The organism is Brachybacterium sp. AG952, assembly GCF_004362645.1.
GTDB lineage: Bacteria > Actinomycetota > Actinomycetes > Actinomycetales > Dermabacteraceae > Brachybacterium > Brachybacterium conglomeratum.
On record NZ_SNXV01000004.1, the window covers coordinates 417,115 to 442,268 of the forward strand.

Annotated in this window: 22 protein-coding genes; 9 read left to right on the top strand and 13 right to left on the bottom strand. The window is 72.1% G+C overall.

The features are described from left to right. Positions 1-140: 140 nt before the first annotated feature. The 7 genes from DEU31_RS12205 to DEU31_RS12235 form a co-directional block, all read right to left on the bottom strand. A complete protein-coding gene (locus tag DEU31_RS12205) occupies positions 141-1,121 on the bottom strand; it encodes a 3-hydroxyacyl-CoA dehydrogenase family protein (protein WP_133677325.1) in 981 nt (326 codons plus the stop codon). A 214-nt stretch (positions 1,122-1,335) separates the two neighbouring features. Continuing rightward, positions 1,336-2,139, bottom strand: coding sequence for an SDR family oxidoreductase (locus DEU31_RS12210; RefSeq protein WP_133677326.1), 804 nt, complete (start codon positions 2,137-2,139; stop codon positions 1,336-1,338). Between the two features lie 37 nt (positions 2,140-2,176). After that, complete coding sequence (locus tag DEU31_RS12215) at positions 2,177-3,106, bottom strand: sugar phosphate isomerase/epimerase family protein (protein WP_133677327.1); 930 nt, start codon at positions 3,104-3,106, stop codon at positions 2,177-2,179. A gap of 71 nt (positions 3,107-3,177) precedes the next feature. Further along, entirely contained in the window at positions 3,178-4,689 is a 1,512-nt protein-coding gene (locus DEU31_RS12220; protein WP_133677328.1) for a tripartite tricarboxylate transporter permease, read from the bottom strand. A 10-nt stretch (positions 4,690-4,699) separates the two neighbouring features. Further along, a complete protein-coding gene (locus tag DEU31_RS12225; protein ID WP_133677329.1) occupies positions 4,700-5,338 on the bottom strand; it encodes a tripartite tricarboxylate transporter TctB family protein in 639 nt (212 codons plus the stop codon). An 11-nt stretch (positions 5,339-5,349) separates the two neighbouring features. Continuing rightward, positions 5,350-6,324, bottom strand: a complete 975-nt coding sequence (locus DEU31_RS12230) for a tripartite tricarboxylate transporter substrate binding protein (protein ID WP_133677330.1) — start codon at positions 6,322-6,324, stop codon at positions 5,350-5,352. A 268-nt stretch (positions 6,325-6,592) separates the two neighbouring features. Further along, on the bottom strand, positions 6,593-7,591 hold the full coding sequence (locus DEU31_RS12235) for a 4-hydroxythreonine-4-phosphate dehydrogenase PdxA (RefSeq protein ID WP_243733826.1): 999 nt from the start codon (positions 7,589-7,591) through the stop codon (positions 6,593-6,595). An 84-nt stretch (positions 7,592-7,675) separates the two neighbouring features. On the opposite strand from DEU31_RS12235, the gene DEU31_RS12240 reads away from it, so the two are divergent. The 8 genes from DEU31_RS12240 to DEU31_RS12275 all read left to right on the top strand — a co-directional run bounded on the left by DEU31_RS12240 (position 7,676) and on the right by DEU31_RS12275 (position 16,754). After that, a complete protein-coding gene (locus DEU31_RS12240; protein ID WP_347876459.1) occupies positions 7,676-8,539 on the top strand; it encodes a FadR/GntR family transcriptional regulator in 864 nt (287 codons plus the stop codon). A gap of 316 nt (positions 8,540-8,855) precedes the next feature. Beyond that, positions 8,856-9,746 carry a sugar phosphate isomerase/epimerase family protein gene (locus DEU31_RS12245; RefSeq protein ID WP_208109987.1) on the top strand — a complete coding sequence of 297 codons (891 nt, stop codon included), beginning with the start codon at positions 8,856-8,858 and terminating at the stop codon, positions 9,744-9,746. A gap of 143 nt (positions 9,747-9,889) precedes the next feature. Then, positions 9,890-10,792, top strand: coding sequence for a phosphogluconate dehydrogenase C-terminal domain-containing protein (locus DEU31_RS12250; protein ID WP_133677332.1), 903 nt, complete (start codon positions 9,890-9,892; stop codon positions 10,790-10,792). 63 nt (positions 10,793-10,855) lie between these two features. After that, positions 10,856-12,397 (top strand): SLC13 family permease, encoded by a 1,542-nt coding sequence (locus tag DEU31_RS12255; protein ID WP_133677333.1) that lies wholly within the window; start codon positions 10,856-10,858, stop codon positions 12,395-12,397. Positions 12,398-12,628: 231 nt separating this feature from the next. Then, positions 12,629-14,344 carry a dihydroxyacetone kinase family protein gene (locus DEU31_RS12260; RefSeq protein ID WP_133677334.1) on the top strand — a complete coding sequence of 572 codons (1,716 nt, stop codon included), beginning with the start codon at positions 12,629-12,631 and terminating at the stop codon, positions 14,342-14,344. Positions 14,345-14,603: 259 nt separating this feature from the next. Then, the gene (locus tag DEU31_RS12265) at positions 14,604-15,071 is read left to right on the top strand and encodes a ribose-5-phosphate isomerase (RefSeq protein ID WP_133677335.1); all 468 of its coding nucleotides are present in this window, start codon (positions 14,604-14,606) and stop codon (positions 15,069-15,071) included. 339 nt (positions 15,072-15,410) lie between these two features. Next, positions 15,411-16,184, top strand: a complete 774-nt coding sequence (locus tag DEU31_RS12270; RefSeq protein WP_133677336.1) for a triose-phosphate isomerase — start codon at positions 15,411-15,413, stop codon at positions 16,182-16,184. A 78-nt stretch (positions 16,185-16,262) separates the two neighbouring features. Continuing rightward, positions 16,263-16,754 carry a nucleoside deaminase gene (locus DEU31_RS12275; RefSeq protein ID WP_133677337.1) on the top strand — a complete coding sequence of 164 codons (492 nt, stop codon included), beginning with the start codon at positions 16,263-16,265 and terminating at the stop codon, positions 16,752-16,754. A 133-nt stretch (positions 16,755-16,887) separates the two neighbouring features. Here DEU31_RS12275 and DEU31_RS12280 read toward each other — a convergent pair whose 3' ends face one another. Beyond that, on the bottom strand, positions 16,888-18,162 hold the full coding sequence (locus tag DEU31_RS12280) for a prolyl oligopeptidase family serine peptidase (protein WP_133677338.1): 1,275 nt from the start codon (positions 18,160-18,162) through the stop codon (positions 16,888-16,890). 364 nt (positions 18,163-18,526) lie between these two features. Between DEU31_RS12280 and DEU31_RS12285 the strand changes: the two genes are divergently transcribed. After that, positions 18,527-19,426: a hypothetical protein gene (locus DEU31_RS12285; protein WP_133677339.1), complete on the top strand. Its 900-nt coding sequence runs from the start codon at positions 18,527-18,529 to the stop codon at positions 19,424-19,426. A gap of 12 nt (positions 19,427-19,438) precedes the next feature. On the opposite strand, the gene DEU31_RS12290 is transcribed toward DEU31_RS12285, so the two are convergent. The 5 genes from DEU31_RS12290 to DEU31_RS12310 form a co-directional block, all read right to left on the bottom strand. Beyond that, positions 19,439-20,146: a GntR family transcriptional regulator gene (locus DEU31_RS12290; protein WP_133677340.1), complete on the bottom strand. Its 708-nt coding sequence runs from the start codon at positions 20,144-20,146 to the stop codon at positions 19,439-19,441. 259 nt (positions 20,147-20,405) lie between these two features. Further along, positions 20,406-21,617, bottom strand: coding sequence for an acyl-CoA dehydrogenase family protein (locus tag DEU31_RS12295; protein ID WP_133677341.1), 1,212 nt, complete (start codon positions 21,615-21,617; stop codon positions 20,406-20,408). After that, positions 21,614-22,678, bottom strand: coding sequence for a CoA ester lyase (locus DEU31_RS12300; RefSeq protein ID WP_133677342.1), 1,065 nt, complete (start codon positions 22,676-22,678; stop codon positions 21,614-21,616). The genes DEU31_RS12295 and DEU31_RS12300 overlap by 4 nt, the downstream gene beginning before the upstream one ends. Continuing rightward, positions 22,675-23,163 (bottom strand): MaoC family dehydratase, encoded by a 489-nt coding sequence (locus DEU31_RS12305; protein ID WP_133677343.1) that lies wholly within the window; start codon positions 23,161-23,163, stop codon positions 22,675-22,677. Before DEU31_RS12305 ends, DEU31_RS12300 begins: the two co-directional genes overlap by 4 nt. After that, positions 23,163-25,148, bottom strand: coding sequence for a biotin carboxylase N-terminal domain-containing protein (locus DEU31_RS12310; RefSeq protein ID WP_133677344.1), 1,986 nt, complete (start codon positions 25,146-25,148; stop codon positions 23,163-23,165). Before DEU31_RS12310 ends, DEU31_RS12305 begins: the two co-directional genes overlap by 1 nt. Between the last annotated feature and the right edge of the window lie 6 nt (positions 25,149-25,154).

Below are 25,154 nucleotides of genomic sequence, written 5' to 3' on the forward strand. Positions count from 1 at the left end.
CGATGCCCGGCCGACGGGCGGAGCCCGCAGGATGGATGGGTGGGTTACGGCGTGATCCTGTCCGACGGACAGAGCCCGCAGGACTGCTCGAAGAGGTGCGGCGCGGGGCCGGCCGATGGGGCGTCGGCCGGCCCACGTCGTCAGGAGTCCTTCGGCGTCGCCTTCGGCGCGGGACCGAGCTCGGCCAGGAGCTGCGACATCTTCGCGTAGGCCTTGTTGCGGTAGGCGATCAGCTCCGCGGCGGTCGCCTCGTCGTAGTCGCCGAGCAGGCCCTTGCCGTTCTTGACGCCCTTGCGGTCCGCGGCGACGGCGTCGGTGAGGATCGTCGGGGTGGCGAGGCGGTCGCCGAAGGCGTCCTCGAAGGTCACGAAGCAGTTGGCGTAGACGTCCAGGCCGGCCTGGTCGGCGATCGCGAAGGGGCCGAAGAAGCCCAGTCGGAAGCCGAAGGTGGTGCGGACGATGGTGTCGACGTCCTCGGCGGTGGCGACGCCCTCCTCGACGATGGAGGTCGCCTCCTTCAGCAGCGCGTACTGGAGGCGGTTCAGGACCATGCCGGGGGTGTCGGCGACCTGGGCGCCCTCGTTCCCCGACTTCTCCAGCAGCTCCTTGACCGCGGCGACGGTCTCGGGCGTCGTGGCCTCGCCCGCGACGAGCTCGACGCCGGGGATGAAGGGGGCGGGGTTGGAGAAGTGGACGGTGAGGAAGCGCTCGGGGTTCTTCACGGCGCTGACCAGCTCCTTGACCGGGATGGTCGAGGTGTTGGTGCCGATGATCGCGTCGGGACGGGCGTGGGCGGAGATCGTGCCGAGCACGTCGCGCTTGACGTCGAGGCGCTCGAAGACGGCCTCCTCGATGAAGTCCACGTCCGCGACGGCCTCCTCGAGGCTCTTGCCGGCGGAGATGTTCTTCGCGACGAGGTCCGCGGAGCCGGGCGAGAACAGGCCCTGCTCCTCGAACTCGCGCGCCTCGCGCTGCAGGCGCTCGAGGGAGGCGTTCGCGTTCTCGACGCTGACGTCGGCGATGGTCACGTCGAAGCCGGCGATGGCGAGGACCTGGGCGATGCCGCCGCCCATGTATCCGGCGCCGACGATGGTGACGGTCGAGATGGTCGAGATGGTCATTCGGGGGAACTCCTTCGTCCGGGGGCGCCTCTCGGACAAGGGCGCCGGCGCTGCCACGCCGAACGCCGCCTTCGCGAAGGCGTTCCGTGGGCTCGCGACAGCCATTCTAGCTATCCTATTGGATATTGACCAGGGCGGTCCTACGACGTGATAAAGCCTCAGAGCCGAGGACCGAGGCGCCTTATGGGCGCCTTGCCCCTGTCTGCCGCGCAGGTCAGTGCATGTGCTTGCCGCCGTCGACGTTGATCGACGTGCCGCTGACGAAGCTCGAGTCCTCGCCGACGAGGAACGCGATCAGGCCGGCGACCTCCTCGGGCTGTCCCACGCGCTGCAGCGGGATGTTCGAGCTCATCCCCTCCTTGCGCTCGTCGGTGAGGGTGCCGCCCATGATGTCGGTGTCGATCGGACCGGGCAGGATGACGTTGGCGGTGATGCCGTGGACGCCGAGCTCGCGCGCCGTGCCGCGGGTCAGGCCCTGCACGGCGGCCTTCGCCGCGGCGTAGCCGGTCTTGGAGAAGGTGCCGCCGCCGTCGAGGGCGGTGATCGAGGAGGTGTTCACGATGCGGCCGCCGACACCGCCGTCGATCATGCGGCGCGCCGCGGCCTGGGTCATCAGCAGCGCGCCCTTGGCGTTGACGCCCATGACGCGGTCCCAGCTCTCCGGGGTGATCTCCATGAGCGGCTGCGGGGAGGGGATGCCGGCGAGGTTCACCAGCGCCACGACCTGAGGCAGCTCGCGGTCGATGCGGGAGAAGCCCGCCTCGACGGACTCGGGGTCGGCCACGTCGATGCCGACGCCGAGCACCTTCCGGCCGGACTCCGCGGGGATCTCGTCGTTCAGCTGCGCCGCGAAGGCCTCGACGGCGGCGCCGTCGATGTCGGCCGCGGCGACGCTCCAGCCGTCGGCGACGAGCTTGCGGACGACGCGTCGGCCGATGCCGCGCTCGGCGCCGGCGCCGGTGACGACGGCGGTGCGGGCCTCGGGGAAGGGCTGGACGCGAGTGATCTCGAGGGTCATGGTGTTCTCCTTCGAACGGGGGTCTCGGGCCGGGGGCTCAGGCGGTCTCGGCCAGCGCCGAGCTCAGCACCTGCCGGATGTACTGCACGTTCTCGGCGATCACGCCGAGGGAGTCGGAGCCGTAGTGCTCGCAGCAGAACGGTCCGGTGTAGCCCAGGTCGAGGGCGCGGCGGATGACCTGGCGGTAGTTGATGTAGCCGTACTTCAGCGGCATGGGCGCGCTCGAGTAGGCGCCGGTGGCCGGATCCAGATCGCGCGTGTAGTTCTTGATGTGCCAGAAGTTCGAGTGCGGCAGCACCTTCTCGAACATGTCCGCCCACGGCTCGACCTCGCGGTGCAGGCGCACGAGGTTGCCGAGGTCCGGGTTCAGACCGACGGCCTCGTGGTCGACGTCGCGCAGGAAGGCGACGGCATCGTCGGCCGTACCGATGTAGGTGTCCTCGTACATCTCGAGGCTGACCTCGATGCCCTGCGCCTTCGCGGCGTCGCCGAGGGTGCGGACCCGCTCGATCGCGAGGTCACGCAGCGCCGGGTCGTCGACGTGCCCGTCGGCGAGCCAGAACCAGATCGCCGCGGCCTGCTCCTCGGTGAGGGCCTGCATGAAGCCGGTGTTCACGACGGTCACGCCGAAGCTCGGGGCCAGCTCGATGAAGCGCAGCGCGTCGGCGAGGTTCTCCTCGCCGTTCTCGACGTCGACGACGGAGTTGCGGGTCATGGAGATCGAGGAGAGGGTCAGTCCCTCGCCGTCGAGCACCCGACGGAACTCCTCGACGCGCTCGTCGCTGAGCTTCGCCAGCGGCAGCCAGGCGTCGGTGGGGTCGATCTGGTCGACGCCGAGCTCCTTGACCTGTCGCAGCTGCGAGGCCCAGACACTCGACGAGGCCTCGAGGGTGGGAGTGCCGTCCGGCGTGGTGCTGCCGAACGAGAGCATGTTGGCACCGATCGGCCAGGTCTCAGCGGTGTGCATGGGGGTCCTTCCGGGAAGATGCAGGACCGGGTCCGGTCCTGGGAGATGGGATGGAATGCTCGGGTGCCGTCTCAGGCGTCGACGGCGGTCTTCTCTGCCCGAGCCTTCTGGCGACGACCCTGGATGGCCGTCCACAGCGGCGGGACGACGAAGGCGAGGATCGCCACGACCATGAAGAACGCCGACAGCGGGCGCTCGAACACGATCAGCAGGTTGCCGTGACCCATGGACGAGGTCTGCACCAAGGTGCGCTCCAGCATCGGGCCGAGCACCAGGCCCAGCACGAGCGGCGCCGCCGGGAAGTCGTACTTCTTCATGAAGAAGCCGAGCACACCGGCGAAGAACACGACCCACACGGCGAACAGGCTGTTGCCGACGGCGTAGGCGCCCACGAGGCTCAGCACGATGATGATCGGGTACAGGTAGCTGTACGGGACGCGGAGCACCTGGGCGAAGACGGGGGCGAGCGGCAGGTTCAGGACCAGCAGCAGCAGGTTCCCGAAGAAGAACGAGACCAGCAGGCCCCAGACCAGGTCGGGCTGCTGCTCGAAGAGCATCGGCCCGGGCTGCAGACCGAAGATCACGAAGGCGCCGAGGAGAATAGCGGTGGTGCCGGACCCGGGGATGCCGAGCGCAAGAGTGGGGATGAAGCTCGCGTTCGCGGCGGCGTTGTTCGACGCCTCCGGGGCGGCGACGCCCTCGACGGCGCCGGTGCCGAGCTCCTTACGGTGCTTGCCCACGCGGCCCTCGAGGCCGTAGGACATGAACGAGGCGAGTGTGGCTCCCGCACCGGGCAGCACGCCGAGCGCGGTGCCGAGGAAGGTGCCGCGCAGGGCGGGGCCGGGGATGCGCTTGGCCTCGTCCTTCTTCAGCAGCAGGTCGCGGAACCCGGCGCGGATCGGCTTCTCGCCGCCGCGCTGGATCTGGTGGAGCACCTCGCCGAGGGCGAAAATGCCGATCATCACCGCGACGAACTCGAGCCCGCTGAGCAGCTCCACGCTGCCGAAGGTGAAGCGGGCGGTGGTGAACCCGGAGGCGATGCCGATCATCGACAGGAGCAGGCCGACGGCGGCCATGATGATGCCGCGCAGCATGTTCTCGCCGGCGAAGGTCACGATCGTGGCCATGCCGAGCAGGATGATCGCGAGGGTCTCCGGCGGTCCGAAGTTCAACGCCCAGGACGCGATGGGGGCGGCGATCGCGAGCATTACGATCAGCGAGATGATCGCCGCGATGAACGAGGCGATCGCGGAGATCGCGAGAGCCGCACCGGCGCGTCCCTTGCGCGCCATCTGGTAGCCGTCGAGCGTCAGCACCACGGAGGAGGAGTCGCCTGGCGTAGAGATCAGGATCGAGCTGGTGGAGGCGCCGTACTGGCTGCCGTAGTAGATCCCGGCCAGCATGATCAGCGCGGTCACGGGCTCCATGGTGAGGGTCACCGGCAACAGGATCGCGACACCGGTGGCGGAGCCCAGTCCGGGCATCATACCGATCACGGTGCCCAGGACCACGCCGATCGCGCACCACAGGAGGTTCTCGGGGCTGACCGCGGTCTCGAGCCCCAGCATCAGATTGTCGATCATCGGGAGTTCCTCACAGGATGCCGAGCATGCCCTGGGGCAGCGGCACCCCGAGCATGACGGCGAAGATCAGATAGGCGGCCGCGAGCACGGCGAGGGACGTCAGCAGGGACGGGACCAGCGGCTTCTTCTCGATCAGGAAGACGATGACGAACATCATCAGCGCGAGGGAGAGCAGCATCCCGAGCACCTGGGTGAGCAACACGGCGCCGAGGATGATCGCGAAGACCAGCGGCACCGTGCGGTTGCGCTGCTTGGCGGTGCGGCCGAAGACGTCCCGCTCCTCGTCGGCGTCCTGCGCACCGCTCCCCTGCCCGTCGGCGTCGTGCCCGAGCTCCGACCTGGCCGCCGCCTGCGCGGCCGCGGCCTCGGCGGAGAGCTCCTCAGCCACTCCGCCGAGGCCGGCGGTCGAGCCGTCCTTCGGCGCCAGGAAGAGCCGACCGATCTCGGCGAGCGAGGCGACGAGGATGAACGCGCCGGTCAGCACGGGCATGAAGCCAGGCCCGATCTGGCCGTTGTCCCCGATGAACCCGTACCCGAATCCCATCAGCACCGCGACGAGGCCCACCAGCGCGAGGATCCCCGTGCCGACGAGGTCGCTCGTCTTCGGCATCGAACGGGCTCGCGGCGTCTCGATCGTCGAATCGGTCATGGCTCTCCCCGTCAGTTCCCGAGCACGGACTCGACGTCGGCGGCATACTGATGGAGGTACTCCACGAAGTCGTCGCCGTAGGCCGTGACCGGCTGCAGCATGTTGGACTCGATGAACTCCTTGTACGCGTCGCTCTGCTCGTACTCCTTGGCCTTCGCGATCCAGTACTCCTTGGCGGCGTCGTCGATGCCGCCGGGCGCGATGAAGCCGCGCCACTGGGCGAAGGTGACCTCTACGCCCTCCTCGGAGCCCGTGGGGATGTCGGCGAGCAGGTCGTACTCGTAGCGCTCCGGGGCCAGGGCGCACAGGGCGCGGATGTCGCCGGACTCGAGCTGGCCGGTGAGCTCACCGGGGCTCGAGGCGGCGACCTGGACGTGGCCGCCCATGAGTGCCGCGAGCACCTCAGAGCTGGACTCGAAGGTCACGCGCTCCAGGGTGATTCCCTGCTCCTGCTCGATGAGGCTCCAGGCGATGTGGTCCGGTCCGGTCGCGCCGGAGACGGCGGCGTTGAGCTGCTCGGTCTTCGCGGCCTCGATCACGTCGGTGATCGACTGGAAGGGCGAGTCCGAAGCGACGACGACGAGGTTGTAGTCCTCCCCCGCCTTCATGATCGGGGTGAAGGACTCGTAGGTGAAGTCGACGTCCTGCACGATCGGGAGGGTGATCAGCGCGGTCTCGCTCGCGAGCAGCATGGTTCCGTCGCCCTCGGCGTTGACGAGCCCGGAGTAGCCCACGGCGCCGGAGCCGCCCACCCGGTTCTCCACGGTGATGGTCGCGCCGGTGGCCTCCTCGAGGCCTGCGGCGATCGCGCGTCCGGCGATGTCAGAGCCGCCGCCGGCGGAGAACGGGACGATCATCGTCACGCGGTTGCCGGGGTCGAACTCCCCGTCGGCGGAGCTACCTCCGCCGGAGCCGCCGGAGCAGGCGGAGAGTGCAAGGCCGACGGTGCCGATGGCGCCTGCGGTGAGTACGGAGCGTCGCTTCATGATCAGATCTCCTCGTTGAGACGGGCGGCCGACGCGTCGTCGACCGAAGGGTGGCGGTCCGCGGAGCGCCGTTCGGAGACGACGATACCGAGGATCCTATTGGAAATGTGGAGTAAGAGGTCTCGTTCGCGCAACGACTGCCGAGCACGACCCGGATGACCTCAGAGCTCTCCGGCCCTCGACCCGGACGTCCGCCCGGGTGCCGACACCCCTGGGGTGCCGGATGCAGGGCGTCCCGACCGGCCCTCCGGAGCGCCCTGCGCTGAGCTCAGGCGATGCGGGACTCCGCGGTCTGAGCGCCGAGTCCGACGGAGATGTCGAAAGCCCGCTGGCTGGGGCCGAGGTGCGCCACGTTCTTGCCGACGATCTCGTAGGCGGTGCCGTGCGCAGGGGTGGCGATCGGGACGGGAAGGCCGCCCTGAACCGTCACGCCCTTGTCGAAGCCCATTAGCTTCACGGCGATCTGGCCCTGGTCGTGGTACATCGTGACGACGCCGTCGAACTGGCCATCGCGCGCCTTGATGAACAGGGTGTCGCTCGGGAAGGGACCCTTCACGTCGATGCCGTCGACCTCACGGGCGAGCTCCACACCGGGGGCGATGTGGTCGATCTCCTCGCGGCCGAACTGGCCGTTCTCGCCCGCGTGGGGGTTGAGGGCCGCGACCGCGATGCGGGGCTTCTCGACCCCGGTGCCGAGCACGACCTGGTTCAGCAGCTGGATCGCCTGGCGCACCCGGCCGGCGCTGATGTGCTGGGCGACCTCGGAGATAGGGATGTGCGAGGTGACGCGCGAGGTCGTCAGCCCGGGCACGAAGTTCAGCTCGCTGGTGAAACCGTCGAAGCCGAGCTCCTTGGCGAACCAGCGCAGCTCGTCCTCCTCGTGCATCCCGGCCAGGTGCAGCGAGGTCTTGTTCAGCGGCAGGAACATGATCGAGTCGACCTGCCCGTCCTTGAACATGGCCAGCGCCTTCTCGAGGTCCTCCATCACCCGCGCACCGGCGGCGACCGAGGTCTTCGCGACCTCGACCTCGATGTCTTGGCGGGGCGAGCCGACCAGGTGCACCGCACCGGTGGTGGGGGAATCCGCGACGGGCACGTTCACGCCGGCGGCCGCGCAGGCGCGGTCGAACTCCTCACGGGAGACGAGGGCGAGCACCTGGGCCTTGTCGAGGTTGCCGGGCTCGGCGAGCAGGCGGACGGCGAGCTCGGGGCCGATGCCCGAGAAGTCGCCGAAGGTCATCGCAATGCGGGGGGCGGGGGCGGGCATCATCGTCCTCTTCCGTCGTCGGTCCGTGAGCGGAGGCGCAGACCGGCATGCCGCGTCGCTGCAAACTCACTATCCAATAGGATCGTGGATCATCTTAGGGTCAGCGGCACGGATGTCAAGGGCCTCGGCGTGCACGACGACCGCATCGTCCCTCCTCTTGATACCTTCCCAGGCATGCCCGCCTTCTCCGACAGCACCTCCGACGCCCTCGCCGTGGCGCTGTCGGCCGTCCCCGCGGGCACGCCGGTCTCCGGCGTCGCCGGGCGGATGCTCGAGCTGTTCACGGGCGGTGACCTCGAGCCCGGCACCCGCCTCCCCCCGGAGCGCCAGCTCGCCTCCGCCCTCGGCGTCGGCCGCTCGGCCATCCGCGAGGCGCTCGCGGCCCTCGAGATCCTCGGCATCGTCGACGTGCGCCCCGGCTCGGGCACCTATCTGCGCGGCACGGCGAGCGAGCTGCTCCCCCAGACCCTCAGCTGGGGCCTGATGATCGGCGAGCGCAGCACCGACCAGCTGATGGAGCTGCGAGCGGGCCTCGAGAGCTTCTGTGCCCGCCTGGCCGCCGAGCGGATCTCCTCCGAGCAGATCGACGCTCTGCGCGAGTCGATCGAGGGCATGCGCGAGGGCTTCGAGGACCTCGACACCTTCGTCACCGCCGACGCGGCCTTCCACGCCGTGCTCGGCGCCGCCGCGCAGAACCCGATCGTCACTGACCTGCTCGCCATGAGCCGGCAGCTTCTGCGCGTCTACAACGATCGCTCCGTGCACGAGGCCGAGGACATGCGCATCGCGCTGGAGGAGCACGCCGCGATCCTCGAGGCGCTCGAGGCGCACGACGGCGACCGCGCGGCCTCCGCGATGATCGCCCACATGGCCACCGCCCGGGCTCGGCTGCTGCGGGTCGCAGAGGTCGCCGGGGCGAGGTCCGACGAGGGCGTCGACGCGGGCTGACCCAGCCGCTCGCCCCGCTCACCCTGCTGGGCCGTTCTCGAGGCCCATCCCTCCTGAGGTGTCGCTACGGGGGTCCGTCCCGTCTGAGCTGCCCGAATGACCGGGTGATTCCGACACCTCAGACGGGATGTATCGACGCGAGCAGAGCCAGCACACCCCACCCGAGACGCGCGCTCTCGCTCGACCGCGCCTCGGCGCCCCTGTGCTGGCAACGGCGCAACACCTCGCCACCTTCGGCACCCCGACACTCTGAACCGCCCTCCCGCGGGCCCATCTATGGCCAACCGGTTGACCAGTTGCGGTTCTTCCGTCTACGGTGACCACCACGCACCTGCCCGACACCAACGACGGAGTCCCCCGGACAATGAAGATCGGCATCGGCACCTACTCCCTGTTCTGGGAGTTCGAGAGCCGCAACCCCGCCCCGCTCGACATCCCCGCGATGGTCGACCGGGCCGCGCGCCTGGGCTGCGAGGTCTTCCAGATCTGCGACGACCCGCGCGTCGAGCAGCTCGACACCGCCGGCCTGCACGACCTGCGCGAGCGGGCCGAGCTGCTCGGCGTCGAGCTCGAGCTGGGCACCCGCACGATCGGCCGGGACCATCTGGGCCGCTACCTCGACATCGCCGAGGCGCTCGGCGCCCGCACCCTGCGCTCGATGATCCAGTCCCAGGAGGTCGCCTCCGGCTCCGAGGAGGCGGTCTCCGAGCTGCGCGCCTCGCTCCCCCGCCTCGAGGCGGCAGGCGTCTCCCTCGCGCTGGAGACCTACGAGCAGGTCACCACCTCCACCCTGCTCGGCATCGTCGAGGAGCTGGACTCCCCGCACGTGGGGATCTGCCTGGACCCGGCCAACTGCGTCTCCGCGCTCGAGCACCCGAAGGACGTGGTCGAGGCCTGCGCCCCGCGCACCGTGAACCTGCACGTGAAGGACTTCGCCTTCGCACGCCAGGAGGGCTGGGTGGGCTTCACCTACTCCGGCGCCCCGCTCGGCGAGGGCCTGCTCGACCTCGACCACGAGCTGCGCCACGTCTACTCCGGCGATCGCGCCGCGTCGGCCGTCGGCCGCGCCCCGTCCGCGATCGTCGAGCACTGGCTGCCCTGGCAGGGCGATCTCGAGACCACGCTCGAGACCGAGCGCGCCTGGACCGACCGCACCCTCGCGGCGCTGCGCGACTGGCGCGAGACGCACCGCCTCTCCGCCGCCTGACCCGTCGGCCGACGACGACACCGTCGGCCCGCCCCGACCAGCACCGGCCCCACCGGTCCCCGCCCCGCGACCTCGTGTCGCGCCGCCCCGCGGCCCCGCCGCACCCCCTGCGACACCCGTCGCCCCACCAGAAGGAGTCACCGATGACCAGCAGCAAGGAACTGAACCCCCTGTACGGCAAGACCGTGGAGCTCGATCCGTCGATCACCGTCGCCGTCGTCGGCGCGGCCGGGAAGATGGGTACCCGCGTCTCGAACAACCTGGGCCTCACCGACGCCCCGATCCTCTACGTCGAGGCCTCCGAGGCGGGCCAGCAGCGCCTGAAGGAGCTCGGCCGCGAGGTCTCCACCCTCGAGGACGCCGCGACCGCGGCCGACGTCGTGATCCTCGCGGTCCCCGACGTGGTCCTCGGGAAGATCTCCGAGCAGGTCGTGCCGCTGTTGAAGGACGGTTCGGTGCTGCTGACCCTGGACCCGGCGGCCGCCTACGCGGGCCTGCTCGCCGAGCGCGAAGGCGTCCACCAGGCCTGCGCGCACCCCGCCCACCCGTCGGTCTTCCTCGAGCGCACCACGCCCGAGGAGTGGGCCGACACCTTCGGCGGGATCGCCGCGCCGCAGGAGGTCGTCGCCGCCTACGAGGGCGGGGACGAGCAGGTCCGCGAGCGCACCGCCGAGGTGATCCGCGCGATCTACGCCCCCGTCATCGACGTGCACTGGGTGACGGTCAAGCAGCTCGCCCAGCTCGAGCCCACCCTGGTGGAGACCACCGGCTGCATGATCGGCCAGTTCCTCAAGGACTCGATGGACCACGCGATCAACGAGGTCGGCATCCCCGAGAAGGCCGTGAAGGCTCTGTTCTACGGCCACATCTTCATCTCGCTCACCAACGCGCTGCGCGGCTCGAACCCCTTCTCCGAGGCGTGCCTGCGCGCGATGGACTACGGCCGCGAGTCCATCATCAAGCCCGACTGGACGAAGGTCTGGGACGACGAGGAGCTCGACAAGGTCCTCGCCCAGATGCTCAATCTCGACAAGATCGAGCGCTGACCAGCACACCCTCACGCCGGGGCGGTCGCTGACGACCGCCCCGGCCCGTTCCGAGAGGTTCCGATGGACCCCCTTCTCCTCGTCGGCATCGCCGCCGGCGCGATCGCGATCCTGCTGTTCACGGTCATCAAGCTCAAGTGGCCCGCCTTCGTCGCCCTGCTCGTCGTCGCGGTGCTGACGGCGCTCGCCGGCGGCATCCCCGTCCAGGACGTCGTCCCCCTGATGATCGAGGGCATGGGCGGCACGCTCGGCAGCGTCGCCCTGCTCGTCGGGCTCGGCGCGATGCTCGGCGGGATCATCGAGCGCACCGGCGGCGCCGAGGTCATCGCCCACGCGGCCGCCGAGGCGCTGGGCGAGAAGCGCCTCGCGCAGGCGCTGCTGATCGCCTCGGGCCTGGTGGCGATCCCGATCTTCTTCGACGTCGCCTTCATCATCCTGGTCCCGATCATCTTCGCCTTCGCGAAGGCGGCCGGGCATCGCGGACCGGTCGCGATCGGCATGCCGGTCGCCGTGTTCATGGTGTTCATCCACAACACCGTGCCGCCGCACCCCGGCATCGTCGGCTCCACCACCCTGCTGGGCGAGGACCTGATGGGCCTGGTGACCCTCTCCGGCATCGTGCTCGCGATCCCGATGTGCCTGCTCGTCCATCTCGTCGGCAAGCGTGTGACCTCGACGGTCTTCGCGCTCTCCCCGGAGATCGCGGAGAAGTACGCCGGCACCGGCGCGGCTGAGCTCGGCGGCGCGGGGCACGGTCGCCGCGCCGCCGTCGGTGGGAACGACGGCGCAGCGGTCGACGGCGCCTCCGGCTCCTCGCACGTCGCCGCTGCCTCGTCCCTCGCCCTCGCCCCCGCGGACGCCCGCACGGGCGACGACTTCACCGGCGGCGGCTCGACCGCCGTGTCGTCGGCCGACGGGGAGCTCGCCGGGCGTCGCCCGTCGGCCGGCCTGGTGATCGCGCTGATCCTGCTGCCGATCCTGCTGATCGCGCTCGGGACCGTCGGCGGGCTCCTGCTGACCGAGGGCTCGACCGCCGCGCACGTGGTCTCCTTCCTCGGCGCCCCCGCCTTCGCGCTGCTGGTCGCGACGCTCGCGGCGATGTATTTGCTGGGGATGATGCACGGCTGGGGCAGAGCCCAGATCAGCGAGGTCATGGACGGCGCGCTCGGCCCGGCCGCGATCGTCATCCTGGTCACCGGCGCCGGCGGCGTCTTCGCGAAGGTGCTGACGGAGACCGGCGTGGGCAATGCGGTCTCCGGCCTGCTCCTGGACGCGGGCGTGCCGATCCTGCTGCTCGCCTTCCTCGTCGCGCTCGCCTTCAAGGTCGCCCAGGGCTCCGGCACCGTCGCGACCCTCTCGGCCGCGGGCATCGTCCAGGGCACGGTGATGGGCGGGGACTACTCGTCGATGCAGGTCGTGCTGATCATCCTCGCGATCGGGCTGGGATCGGTCTCGCTCTCCCACATCAACGACTCGGGCTTCTGGATCGCCACGAAGTTCCTGGGCCTCTCGGTGGCCGACGGTCTGCGCACCTGGACGGTTCTCACCTCGGTCCTGGGCTTCACGAGCATGCTCCTGCTGTCGCTGGTGTGGATGGTGGTCTGACCATTTCCCGGTGGCTCTCCGCCCGGAGGGCCGGCACCGCATGATCAGGGGTCGGGCAGGGCGCTCCGCTCCAGGGGAGCCTCCGCCCGACGGGACTCTCCTGCCGCTCGGCGCCCCCTGCCCCACCCTGTACATTTCCTATAGGATCAATATGCTGCGGCGCGGTGCGCCCGGCTTCCCCACGACCCCGCGCCGTCGACCCCCGCACGGCAGCTCCCGGAGGAATCCACGATGACGTACCTCTTCAACGACCCGGCCGCCTTCGCCGCCGACGCGGTCCAGGGCCTGGCCCTGTCCCATCCCGATCACGTGGCCGTGGTCCACGGCGGTGTGGTCCGCGCGACCGAGACCCCCGCCGGCCAGCCTGCCCTCGTGATCGGCGGCGGCTCCGGCCACTATCCCGCCTTCGCGGGCTGGGTCGGCCCCGGTATGGGCCACGGCGCCCCCTGCGGCAACGTGTTCGCCTCCCCGTCGGCCTCGCAGGTGTACTCCGTCGCGCGCAACGCCGAGAACGGCGGCGGCGTGGTCCTCGGCTTCGGCAACTACGCCGGCGACGTGCTCCACTTCGGCGCCGCGGCCGAGAAGCTGCGCGCCGAGGGCATCGACGTGCGGATCATCAAGGTCAGCGACGACATCGTCTCCAACACCCCCGAGAACCACCGCGACCGCCGCGGGATCGCGGGCGACCTGCCCGTCTTCAAGATCGCCGGTGCCGCGATCGAGGCCGGCGCGGACCTCGACGAGGCCGAGCGCCTCGCGTGGAAGGCCAACGACGCGACCCGCTCCTTCGGCGTCGCCTTCGACGGCCCGACCCTCCCCGGCGCCGCCGGCGCCCTCTTCCACGTGCCCGACGGCCAGATGGGCGTGGGCCTGGGCATCCACGGCGAGCCCGGCGTGCGCGACGAGCCGATCGGCACCGCTGACGAGATCGCGACGATGCTGGTCGAGGGCGTCCTCGCCGAACAGCCCGAGCGCACGGAGGGCGGCTACCAGGGCCGCGCCGCGGTGCTGGTCAACGGCCTCGGCACCGTGAAGTACGAGGAGCTCTTCGTCGTCTACGCGAAGGTCGCCGCGCTGCTCGAGGACGCGGGCATCACCCCCGTCCGCCCCGAGGTGGGCGAGCTCGTGACCAGCCTCGACATGGCCGGGCTGTCGCTGACCCTGGTGTTCCTCGACGAGGAGCTCGAGCAGCACTGGCTCGCGCCGGTCGACACCCCCGCCTTCCACCGCGGCGCGATGCCGGCCGTGGAGCGGCCCCGCCGCACCTCCTTCTGGGAGGCCGGGGCCGACGAGACCCCTGCGGCGAGCAGCGAGTCCCGCGAGGTCGCCGAGAAGGTCGCCGGCGTGCTGGACCTGTTCGCGGGCGTGTGCGCGCGCGAGGAGGCGGAGCTGGGCCGCATCGACGCGATCGCGGGCGACGGCGACCACGGCCAGGGCATGGCCTACGGCTCCAAGGGCGCCGCGGCCGCCGCACGCCAGGCGCTCGAGGACGGCGCAGGGGCTCGCACCCTGCTGGTCCGCGCCGGTGAGGCCTGGTCCGAGTCCGCCGGCGGCACCTCCGGCGCGCTCTGGGGCGCGGCCCTCATCGCGGCCGGCGCCGTCTACGACGACCAGGCCGGTTCGGAGGCGCGCACCGTCGTGGACGCGGTCGACGCCGGGATCGACGCGATCCAGCGCCTCGGCGGCGCCCAGGTGGGCGACAAGACCATGGTCGACGCCGCCGCGCCCTTCCGCGAGGAGCTCGCGAAGGCCTTCACCGGCGAGAACGCGGCCGAGGCGATCCTGCAGGCCGCGGACGTGGCCCGCGAGGCGGCCGACGCGACCGCCGAGATCACTGCGACCCTGGGCCGTGCCCGCGTGCTCGGCGAGAAGTCGGTCGGCACCCCGGACCCGGGGGCGATCTCCTTCTCGATCCTCATGCGCGAGCTCGGCCAGCACCTGTCCTGACCTGCTCGCCCCTGAATCCTCCTGGCCGGGAGGGTGATCAGCTCCCCTCCCGGCCAGGGCCCCCACGGACGGGAGAGTCCCTCCCCCGCCGCGGCTTCGCCCCGGGACTCGCACCGACCGCGGGTTCACGCCGCGATCCCGTCCCGGGCATGCTGGGACGAAGGACCCCACCACCCAGGACGGAGGGACCCACCGCCTCGACCCCCGATCCGTACCCGCCACCTGCACATCCGTCACGCATCACCCGAAGGAGAACATCATGGCTCTCACCATCGTCACCGGTTCCGACAACGCCGGCCACGGCCACAAGTCCGCGCTCAAGGAGCTGCTCGAGAACGATCCCCGCGTCGGGAAGGTCATCGACGTCGGCGTCACCGGGCGTGAGGACAACGAGCTCTACCCCAACATCGCCGTCGCCGCCGCCGAGAAGGTCGCCGCCGGCGAGGCCGACCGGGCCCTGCTGGTCTGCGGCACCGGTCTGGGCGTCGCGATCGCGGCGAACAAGGTCTCCGGCATCCGCGCCGTGACCGCGCACGACCTCTACTCCGTGCAGCGCTCGGTGCTCTCGAACAACGCGCAGGTCCTCTGCATGGGCGAGCGCGTGATCGGGCTGGAGCTCGCGAAGGAGCTGGTGAAGGTGTGGCTCGACCTCGAGTTCGACCCGGAGTCGAGCTCCGCGGCGAAGGTCGATGCGATCTGCGCCTACGACGGCTCCCTCGACAAGTGAGCTGAGCCCGGGCACGGCACGGCACCCCTGACCGGGACTTCACCCGACCCCGGCACCCCCGACCGGGACTTCACCCGACCCCGGCACCGGCACCCCGCCGCTTGATCGACGTCCGATACCAGGCCCTGCCAGTTGTGCGACGTCGGGTACCAGGCCCTGCCAGTTGTTCGACGTCCGTTACCAGGAAACTGGTACCGGACGTCGAACAACCCCCGCGACGTGGTACTAGACGTCGAACAACCCCCGCGACGAGGCACCGGACGTCGAACGACTCTCGCGCTGCGGTACCGGACGTCGAACAACCCCCGCCCCCATGGAACGTCTCGTCGAAGGAGCAGCATGTCCCCCCTCTGGATCGGCACCAGCTGGAAGATGACCAAGACCCTCGCCGAGGGCCGCGCCTGGGCCGAGGGCCTGCGCGATCACCTCGCGAGCGAGCACGGCGGGCAGGCCCCCTCGGGCGTGCAGCCCTTCGTGATCCCCTCCTTCACCGCCACCACGACGGTGCGCAGCGTCCTCGGCGAGGGCTCCCCCGTGCTGCTCGGCGTGCAGAACGCGCACTGGGAGGACGAGGGCGCGTGGACGGGCGAGGTCTCCGTGCCGCAGGCCAAGGATGCCGGCGCCCAGGTCGTCGAGATCGGGCACTCGGAGCGGCGCGAGCACTTCGGCGAGACGGTGGAGACCACGCGCCTGAAGGTCGCCGCGGCGCTGCGTCACGGCCTCACCCCGCTGCTGTGCATCGGGGAGAGCGCCGAGGTGAAGGAGGCCGGCGGCTCCAGTGCGTTCATCCTCGAGCAGGCCGCGGGCGCGCTCGAGGGGCTCTCCGCCGAGGAGCTCGCCCGCTTGGTGATCGCCTACGAGCCGATCTGGGCGATCGGCGAGAAGGGCCGCCCCGCCACGGTCGAGGAGCTCGTCGAGCCCTTCGCCGCGCTCGGCGAGCAGTACTCGGGGAAGGTCGCGGGGCTGCTCTACGGCGGGTCGGTCAACCTCGACAACGCCGCGGACCTGCTCGGGATCGAGCGCGTGACCGGCCTGTTCGTCGGCCGCACCGCGTGGAAGCTCGAGGGCTATCTCGAGCTGCTGCGGATCGCCGGGGCGCACGCGGCCTCCTGACGGGCCAGGCGTCCACAGCGCCTCGGACCGGCGGCCGGCGACGTCGCGCCGCGGGCACGGATGTGCTGTGGTGGGGGCATGCACACACCCTCCGCCCTCACCGCCGACGACCGCCGTCACCTGCGCCGCTGCGTCGACCTCGCCGCCGAGGCGCTCGCGGCGGGTGACGAGCCCTTCGGCTCGGTGCTCGTCGATGCCGACGGCGTCGAGCGCTTCGCCGACCGCAACCGCGTCGCCGGCGGCGACCACACCCGTCATCCCGAGTTCGAGATCGCCCGCTGGGCAGCCGCACACCTCACGCCCGAGGAGCGGCGGGAGTCGACGACGTACACCTCGGGCGAGCACTGCGCGATGTGCGCGGCGGCCCATGCCTGGGTGGGGCTGGGCCGGATCGTCTACGCCTCCAGCACCGAGCAGCTGCTCCAGTGGCAGGGCGAGCTCGGCGTCCCCGCCGGGCCCGTCGCCCCGCTGCGGATCGCGGAGGTCGCACCGGGGATCGTCGTCGCAGGCCCGGACCCGGAGCTCTCCGCGGAGGTCCGGGCGCTGCACACGAAGGCCGCCGGCCGCTGAGCCCTCCCCGGCGACCGCTGAGCCGCGCCGCCGAGTCGCGGGACCGTGCCATGCGGAGCGGCCCCGCGACCCAGCACAGTCGGTCTCCGCGCCGGCTTCAGCGCTGGTCACGGGACCGGCGCCGCCCCGCCGCTCAGCGCTGCTGGGCCGCCATCCAGTCCCAGATCCGCATGCCCTCGTGCTGCGGGTCGTTGCGGGCCACGTAGATCCACGACCAGTGGCCGGGGTACTCGACCCCGTCCCACTCGACGGTCGGGTAGAGGCTGAGGATCGAGCCCTCGATCAGCTCGTGGAAGCGCACGGTGTTCGCCTCGGCGTCGATCGTGTCGTCGTTCGCGGCGGCGACCAGCCAGGTCGGGGTCCCGGCGAGCGAGCGCAGGGTGTCGTCGGAGAGGTGGTAGGTGCCCTCGGGGCCGCTCACCGCGCCGCAGATCGGGACCTGCGAGGCGAAGCGCCCGGGCTGCTCGGCGACCATCTTCAGCGTCATGAAGCCCCCGTTGGAGCAGCCGAGCACGTGGATGCGGTCCTCGTCGATGTCCTCCCGGGCCACGACCTCGTCGATCACGGCCTGGATCTGCGGGGCGAAGCCGTCGCCGTCCTGCATCCACGCCGAGGTCGACTGCGGGGCGAGGACGTAGGCGCCGCCGAACGCCTCCTGCGCCTCGTCGGTCGCGAGGCCGAGGGCGCCGCGGTTCGCCCGCAGGGTGGTCTCGTTGTCGTAGTAGTCGTGGCCGCCGGTGAGGAGCCCGCCCTCGCCGCCGCCGTGCAGCCACACCACCAGCGCCCGGCCCTTCCGTCGGCCGGCGCCCTTCGGCCCCTTCGAGGAGGGGGTGAACAGGCGGTACTTGAGCCCGCCGTCGACCTGGTGGTGGGTGAAGGCGTCGACCTCCGGGGAGACGAGCTCACCCTGGACGAAGGAGCCGAGCTCGACCGCGGCCCCGCTGCCACGCTTCCGCAGGGGCGCTGCCTGGGTGATCGTGTACTCGAGGTCGAGCCGGACGTTGCGGCCCGAGGTGTACAGCAGAGTCGACGCGCCCGTGACGTCCTGGCCGTGCTCGAGCTCGAGCACCGCGTCCCGTCCCGACCATCGCACGGCCGTCACAGCGCGGTCCTGCTCGTAGACGAGCGTGCCGTCCAGCGGACTGGTCGCCCGGACGTGGACGGCGAAGGTGTCCACGGTGAGGGACTCGCGGGCCACGGGGGCGAGGGCCGGGGATCTCAGCGCCACGGAGACGACCTGCTCGCCGCCGTCGAGCACCTCGGCGCGCAGGTCGAAACGAGTCTCCGCGTACCCGCCGCGGCCGGGCGGGGCGGCCTGGGCGCAGACGGGAAGAAGGGCTGTCGCGCCGACGGCAGTGCCGACGGCTCCGGCGGTGAGGAGGGAACGGCGGGGCAGGGTGGTGCGCATGTGAGGGACTCCTTCGTCCATGGCATCCGGGCCGGCACTTCGGGGCTGCGTGCCGGTGGACGGAGATTAGGAGCGGCTCACTAATTCCGTCAAGGCCGGGACCGGGCTCTGGGACCCGGCCGCCCCGCACGGCCGACGGTCGCCGCCCGCGCGCGGACGCCTCCGGGACCTCCCGCCGAGAATCGGGGGGACATCCCCCAGGGGATCCTCACGGTGCCGCGATAGCCTGGGAGCCGTCGACGACGAGGGTCCGCGCCCCGTCCGCGTCCGGGCTGGTCGCCTCGCGCGATCGCCCCGGGACCGGACCCCCGCGCCCTCCCCGTCGATGGCCTCAGCTCCGTCCACAGAGAGGTCCGCGGTTCCCATGAGCCCCCAGAGCCCCTCGCCCCGCCGGCACCCGGCCCGTCCCGGCGGGACGCCTTCGCGCCCCGGTCCGGGCGGGCACCCTGGCCTGCGCGCCCCGGCGCCGCCCGCGCCCGGGTCGTGGGCCGCTGGCACCGCACCCCTCGAGGGCACGGTCCACGCCCCGCGCTCCCGCTCGGTCTCGCTGCCCCGCAGGCGAGGGCGCTGGCTGACCGTCGGCGTGCCGGTGGTGCTCGCGGGCGTGCTCGGGATCAGCAGCTTCATGCTCCTCGGCGTGAGCGCCCTGGTGGGCGGTGCCGGTCTGCTCACCCCCTTCCTGGCGAGCCTCGGCATCGCCGCGGTCGCGGGCGGCGGCAGCGCCTTCCTGCTGCGCAACCGTCGGCCGAGGCCGACGCGCCTGGGCCGCTCCGCGGAGGAGATCTCCTCCGGCACCCGGGCGATGCTGGAGAAGATCGTCAAGGACTCCACCCAGCAGCGCCGACGCATCCATCGGATGCGGCGCCACGTCCAGGGGCCGACGGAGAAGCGCCTGCTGGACCGCGCCGAGACCCTCCTGCTGCGGGTCGACGCGCTGCTGGGCTCGGCGGCGCTGCAGTCCCGTCGCGCCTCGGACCCCGACGTGATGCTGCTGGAGGGCATGACCGAGCGCTACGTCCCCGAGCTGGTGGGCGCGCTCGAGGACACGGTCGCCTTCCTGACCCCCACCTCGACGGAGGACACCCGCACCCGCGCGGCGGGGAACCTGCAGCGCATCGACGAGCAGCTCGCCGTGCTGGACGGGCGCCTGGACCGGCTCGAGCACGAGGTCGTCTCCGGCGTCTCGCGCACCCTCGACGTGCACTCGGAGTTCCTGCGCGCCCGCTTCTCGGAGCCGTCGGCGGATCCGGCCGCCGACCGCTGAGATCGCGTCCCGTCAGCCCTTCGCGGTGCCGCCGGACTCCTCGGCCTCGGCGACGACGTGGGAGCGCTCGAGAACGGCGGCGAGATGCTCGTCCAGGGCCTGCAGCGCCCCGTCGTGGTGGTGGCGGCGCACCTTCTCGAGGATCCTGCCGTGCTCGGTGTAGGCCTCGTGGACGTCGAGCGCGGCGGGGCCGCCCACCCAGGTCTGCCGCATGCGATGGGTGTGGGCGCGGACCGTCTCGACCATCGTGGAGAGGTAGCGGTTCCCGGAGTGGTCGAAGAGGGCCTGGTGGAAGGACCAGTCGGCGTGGAAGTGCTCCTGGAGCAGCTCGATGGTCACCTCGCCGGCGGCCTCGATCCGGGCGATGACGGCGCCGTGGGCGGCGTGCGCCTCCTCGAGGGCGGCGAGCAGCGCATCCACGTCCTCGAAGGCTCGGCCGAGCGCGGCGGTCTCGACGACGCGTCGGGCATCGAGCAGCTCGGTCATCTGCTCGGCGTCGAGCATCGGCGCGACGACGTAGCCTCGCAGCGCCACGTACTCCACCAGCCCGGAGCGCTCGAGGGACACCATCGCCTCCCGCACCGGTGTCGGGGAGACCTCGAGGTCTCGGGCCAGCCCGTCGATGCTCAGCCGCGCCCCCGGCGGCCAGCGCGCCTCCAGCAGCCGCTGCAGGATTAGCTCCTCGACCTCGGCGCGCAGCACCTGCCGTCGCACAGCCATCACAGCACTCCCCTCTCTTCCCGGGCCCTGCGTCATCGCCTGTCCCGGCGGCGTCGATCGTCGCACGGGCGGGCCGCTCTCGGCGACGCACCCGCTCGACCGGCACCCTATAGGAAGTGTGGCTGTGGGGCCGACGGATCGCTGCGGCCCGGCACCTCACGCCCCGGCACCTCTCGGCCCTGCACCTCACGCCCCGGCCCCGTGCGGCCCTCAGCACCGCTGGTCTCGCAGCACCGCACGATGCCCAGCACCGCTCCCCTCACCCCGCGAGCGCCCCAGGGAAGCCGAGGTGCTTGGCGATGATCCCGAGCTGGACCTCGTCGGTCCCCTCCCCCACCTGCAGCACCCGCGAGTCCCGGTAGTGGCGGGAGACGACGTTCTCGTTGAGGAAACCGTAGCCGCCCCAGATCTGGCAGGCGTCGCGGGCGTTGTCCGCAGCGGCGTGGCTGCCCACGAGCTTCGCGATCGAGGCTTCCTGCGAGAAGGGGATGCCGGCGTCGAGGCGGCGGGCGGCCTCGTGCATGAGGGCGCGGGCGGAGGCGACGCGGGCCTGCATGCGGGCGAGGGTGAAGGCGATGTGCTGGTGCTCACCCAGCGGCTTGTCGAAGACGATGCGGCTCCTCGCCCGCTCGACGGCCTGCTCGAGACAGCCCTGGGCGGCGCCGACGCACAGCGCCGCGATCGCGACGCGCCCCTGGTCCAGGCTCGCCAGGAAGTTCGCGAAGCCGCGGCCCTGCTGGCCGAGCAGGTTCTCCTCGGGCACGCGCACGCCCTCGAGCAGGAGGGGGTGGGTGTCGGAGGTGTGCCAGCCGACCTTGTCGTAGCTCGGCAGCACGGTCAGCCCCGGGGTGCCGGTGGGGACGATGATGCTGGAGAGCTCCGGGACGGTGCGTCCGTCGGCCGCGCGCTTCTGCCCGGTGACGGCGGTGATCGTGACCAGCGAGGTGATGGGGGTGCCGGAGTTGGTGATGAACTGCTTGGACCCGTCGATCACCCACTGCGCGCCCTCGCGCCGCGCGGTGGTGCGGGTGGCGCCCGCGTCGGAGCCGGCCTCCGCCTCGGTGAGGCCGAAGGCCGCGAGCTCCTCGCCGCGGGCGAGGGCGGGCAGGTAGCGGCGCTTCTGCGCCTCGGTGCCGTGGGAGAGGATCGGCATGGCGCCGAGGCCCAGCCCGGCCTCGAGGGTCACGGCGATGGACTGGTCCACGCGGGCGAGCTGCTCGACGGCGACGCAGAGGGAGAGGTAGTCGCGGCCCTGCCCGTCGTACTCGCGCGGGATGGGCAGGCCGAACAGGCCCATCCTCCCCATCTCGGCGATGATCTCCATCGGCAGGCGGCGGGCGGTGTCGTACTCGTAGCTGGCGGGGGCGACGACCTCGTCGGCGAAGTCGCGCACCTGGGCGGCCAGGCGCTGGTGCTCCTGCGGGAGCATCTCGGTGCCGGCGGGCGGGGCGGGGGTCAGCAGGGCGCTCATCGGAGGGTCTCCTTCTCGGGCCGGACGTCGGTGTCGGGCGACGCGGCGGGGGCGGGTGGTGCGGCAGGGGCGGCCGACGGGTCCTCGCCGGCGGGCGAGGCCGATGGGCCGACGGTGGGTGCGGCCGACGGGCCGACGGTGGACGCGGCGGGAGCTGCCTCGGGCGCGGCCGCCGCGGCGCGGGCGAGCAGGGTGCGGGCGTGGCGCAGCAGCGGCCCGTCGACCATCCGCCCGTCGTGGGCGAAGACACCGCTCCCGGCCCGCTCGGCGGCGTCGAGCAGCTCCCGGGCGCGCTCGACCTCCTCGGCCGACGGCGCGTAGGCGGCGCGCACCACGCCGACCTGGTCCGGGTGCAGGCAGGCGGTCGCGGTGAAGCCGCTCGCGGCGGCGTCGACCGCCTCAGCGCGCAGGCCGTCGTGATCGGGGAGATCGAGGTGGACGGCGTCGATCGCGGACTTGCCGTGCGCACGAGCGGCGAGCAGCACGGCGGAGCGGGCGTGGCGGACCACCTCGCGGTAAGAGCCGTCCTCGCCGCGGGAGGAGGTGCCGCCGAGGTCGGCCACGAGGTCCTCCCCGCCCCACATCAGCGCGACCACGTCCGGATGGGCGGCGAGCGCGGGCGCGGCGAGGATCCCCCGAGCCGTCTCGCACAGCACCAGCACCTTCGCGCTCGGGACCGCGGCGACGAGCCGGTCCACCTCGGCGACGGAGCCGGCCTTGGGGAGCATCACCCAGCGGGGGCGCAGGGCGGCGAGCGCGTTCACGTCGGCGGTGAAGTCGGAGGTGGCGGGCGGGTTCACGCGCACGATCGTGCGGGCGGGGTCGAGCTGGTGCGCGGCGACGGCCTCGCGGGCGGCCTGCTTGTGGTCGGGGGCGACGGCGTCCTCGAGGTCGAGGATCACGGCGTCGGCGCGGGCGGCGGCCTTCGCGAAGCGGTCGGGGCGGTCGCCGGGGCAGAACAGCAGCGCGGGGCCGACGGACAGCGGCTCCTGGGCTGTCTGCTCGGCGGCTCCGGCGGGTCGGCCGACGGGGCGGTGCAGGGTGTGGTCGGCGAGGGTCATGAGGGCTCCCGGGTGTGCATGAGGGTGGTGCGGGCGGCGCGGACGACGATGTCCCCGTGCTGGTCACGGCCCGTGTGGACGAGGGAGACGACGGACTGCCCGGGCCGCGAGCGGGACTCCCGGACGGAGAGGATCTCGGTCTCGGAGTAGAGGGTGTCGCCGTGGTGGAGGGGCCTGGGGAAGCTGATCTCGGAGAAGCCGAGGTTCGCCACCAGCGTGCCCTGAGTGAGCTGGGCGACCGAGGCGCCGACGACGGTGGCGAGGGTGAGCATCGAGTTCACGAGCCGCTGCCCGAACTCTGTGGTCTCGGCCCAGGCTGCGTCGAGGTGGAGGGCCTGCGGGTTCATGGTCATGGTGGTGAACAGGACGTTGTCCGCCTCGGTGAGGGTGCGGCCGGGGCGGTGGGCGTAGACCGCGCCGATCTGCAGCTCCTCGGCGTAGAGGCCGCGCTGCACGATCCGTGGACGGTCGGGGTCAGCAGTCATCAGGAAGCCTCCTCGAGGCTGAGGTCGGGGGTCGCGTCGTCACCGGTTTCCGCCTCCACCAGCGCGAGCTCCTGCCCGCGGGTGACGCGCTGACCTGCGCTGACGTGGAGGCGCAAGGTGCCGGCCGACGGGGCGTGGAGGGTGTGCTCCATCTTCATCGCCTCGACGACGAGCACGGCCTGGCCCTCTTGGACCTGGTCCCCGTCGGCGACGAGCACGGCGGTGACCGCGCCCGGCATCGGGGAGTCGAGGGTGGGAGCGGTCTCTCTACGGGAGCCGGCACGGGCGGGGCGGTGCAGCACGAGCTCGCGGTCCTCGCCGGGCAGGCCGATCCAGACCGCGTCCTCGCTCGCGTGGTGGCGCAGCGGCAGGCGCAGCCCGTCCACGGTGACGGCACCGTCGTGGAGGGCGAGGCTCAGTGCGCCGGACTGGTCCTCGCGCTCGATCTTCGCCATGGCCTGCGTGGACGGCCCGGTCAGCGCCATGGTGACCGCTCCCCCGTCGGCCGCCGCGAACCGCACCCGGAAGGGCGCCGGCTCCCCGAGCCGCCAGCCGGAGGGGCGATGCCAGAGCCCCTCGGGCCGGGCCGTATCGAGCCTTTCACGGTGCACCAGCGCGGCGACGGCGAGGGCGCGGTCGCTGACCGGCCCCCGTCGCAGCTCCGGAAGGTGCCGCTCGATGAGCCCCGTGTCGAGCCGTCCTTCCACCACCTCAGGCAGGGAGAGCAGGGCGCGGAGGAAGGCGATGTTGGTGACGACACCCAGCAGGTGCGTGCCCGCGAGCGCACGATCCAGGGCGGCGAGCGCGGCCTCGCGGGTCGGGGCGTGGGTGATGACCTTGGCGAGCATCGGGTCGTAGGAGGTGGAGACCTCGAGGCCCTCGGCGAGCGCGTGGTCCACGCGCGCCCCGCGGGGCAGGGCGAGGTCGAGGATCCTCCCGCCGGTGGGGAGGAAGCCGGAGTCCGGGTCCTCGGCGTAGACCCGGGCCTCGATCGCATGGCCGCTGAGCTGCACGTCCTCCTGCGCGACGCCGAGCTGCTCCCCCGCGGCGATGCGGAGCTGCGCGGCGACGAGGTCGATGCCGGTGACGGCCTCGGTGACGGCGTGCTCGACCTGGAGGCGGGTGTTCATCTCGAGGAAGAACGGCTCGTCGGGGGCGTGCGCGTCGACGATGAACTCGACGGTGCCTGCGCCCACGTAGTCCACCGCCCGCGCCGCCTCGACCGCGATCTGCCCGAGCTGCTCGCGCTGGGCGGGGGTGAGGGTGGGGCTCGGCGCCTCCTCGACCACCTTCTGGTGGCGGCGCTGGAGGGAGCACTCGCGCTCCCCCAGGTGGATGACATGGCCGTGGGTGTCGGCGAGGATCTGCACCTCGAGGTGGCGGGGCGCGGTGATCCAGCGCTCGAGGAAGAGGGTGTCGTCGCCGAAGGCCCCGGCGGCCTCGCGCCGCGCGGTCTCGAGCGCGGCGGGCAGCTCGGCGAGGTCCTCCACGCGGTGCATGCCCTTCCCGCCTCCGCCGGCGGCGGGCTTGATCAGCAGCGGGACCCCGATCTCGGCGGCGCCGGCGAGCAGCGCCGCGTCGTCCAGCCCGGGCGCGGCCAGGCCCGGCACGACGGGCACGCCGCGGGCGGCGACGGTCTCGCGGGCGGTGATCTTGTCGCCCATGGTCGCGATCGCGGCGGCGGGCGGGCCGACGAAGGCGATGCCCGCCGCGGCGCAGGCGGCCGCGAGCTCGGCGCGCTCGGAGAGGAAGCCGTAGCCGGGGTGGAGCGCCTCGGCCCCGCTGGTGCGGGCGGCGCGCAGCACCTCGTCGACGGAGAGATAGGAGTCGATGCGCATGGCGGCGTCGGCCGCGGCGACGTGCGGGGAGGCGGCGTCCTCGTCGGTGTGGACGGCGATGCCGGCCATGCCCAGCGCGTGGACGCTGCGCAGGATGCGCAGGGCGATCTCGCCGCGGTTGGCGATCAGGACGGTGCGGAGGCTCATGATTCC

Coding starts and splice junctions, on each gene's coding strand:
- DEU31_RS12205 (WP_133677325.1), bottom strand. CDS start 1,121: ATGACCATCTCGACCATCTCGACCGTCACCATCGTCGGCGCCGGATAC.
- DEU31_RS12210 (WP_133677326.1), bottom strand. CDS start 2,139: ATGACCCTCGAGATCACTCGCGTCCAGCCCTTCCCCGAGGCCCGCACC.
- DEU31_RS12215 (WP_133677327.1), bottom strand. CDS start 3,106: ATGCACACCGCTGAGACCTGGCCGATCGGTGCCAACATGCTCTCGTTC.
- DEU31_RS12220 (WP_133677328.1), bottom strand. CDS start 4,689: ATGATCGACAATCTGATGCTGGGGCTCGAGACCGCGGTCAGCCCCGAG.
- DEU31_RS12225 (WP_133677329.1), bottom strand. CDS start 5,338: ATGACCGATTCGACGATCGAGACGCCGCGAGCCCGTTCGATGCCGAAG.
- DEU31_RS12230 (WP_133677330.1), bottom strand. CDS start 6,324: ATGAAGCGACGCTCCGTACTCACCGCAGGCGCCATCGGCACCGTCGGC.
- DEU31_RS12235 (WP_243733826.1), bottom strand. CDS start 7,591: ATGCCCGCCCCCGCCCCCCGCATTGCGATGACCTTCGGCGACTTCTCG.
- DEU31_RS12250 (WP_133677332.1), top strand. CDS start 9,890: ATGACCAGCAGCAAGGAACTGAACCCCCTGTACGGCAAGACCGTGGAG.
- DEU31_RS12255 (WP_133677333.1), top strand. CDS start 10,856: ATGGACCCCCTTCTCCTCGTCGGCATCGCCGCCGGCGCGATCGCGATC.
- DEU31_RS12260 (WP_133677334.1), top strand. CDS start 12,629: ATGACGTACCTCTTCAACGACCCGGCCGCCTTCGCCGCCGACGCGGTC.
- DEU31_RS12265 (WP_133677335.1), top strand. CDS start 14,604: ATGGCTCTCACCATCGTCACCGGTTCCGACAACGCCGGCCACGGCCAC.
- DEU31_RS12270 (WP_133677336.1), top strand. CDS start 15,411: ATGTCCCCCCTCTGGATCGGCACCAGCTGGAAGATGACCAAGACCCTC.
- DEU31_RS12275 (WP_133677337.1), top strand. CDS start 16,263: ATGCACACACCCTCCGCCCTCACCGCCGACGACCGCCGTCACCTGCGC.
- DEU31_RS12280 (WP_133677338.1), bottom strand. CDS start 18,162: ATGCGCACCACCCTGCCCCGCCGTTCCCTCCTCACCGCCGGAGCCGTC.
- DEU31_RS12285 (WP_133677339.1), top strand. CDS start 18,527: ATGAGCCCCCAGAGCCCCTCGCCCCGCCGGCACCCGGCCCGTCCCGGC.
- DEU31_RS12290 (WP_133677340.1), bottom strand. CDS start 20,146: ATGGCTGTGCGACGGCAGGTGCTGCGCGCCGAGGTCGAGGAGCTAATC.
- DEU31_RS12295 (WP_133677341.1), bottom strand. CDS start 21,617: ATGAGCGCCCTGCTGACCCCCGCCCCGCCCGCCGGCACCGAGATGCTC.
- DEU31_RS12300 (WP_133677342.1), bottom strand. CDS start 22,678: ATGACCCTCGCCGACCACACCCTGCACCGCCCCGTCGGCCGACCCGCC.
- DEU31_RS12305 (WP_133677343.1), bottom strand. CDS start 23,163: ATGACTGCTGACCCCGACCGTCCACGGATCGTGCAGCGCGGCCTCTAC.
- DEU31_RS12310 (WP_133677344.1), bottom strand. CDS start 25,148: ATGAGCCTCCGCACCGTCCTGATCGCCAACCGCGGCGAGATCGCCCTG.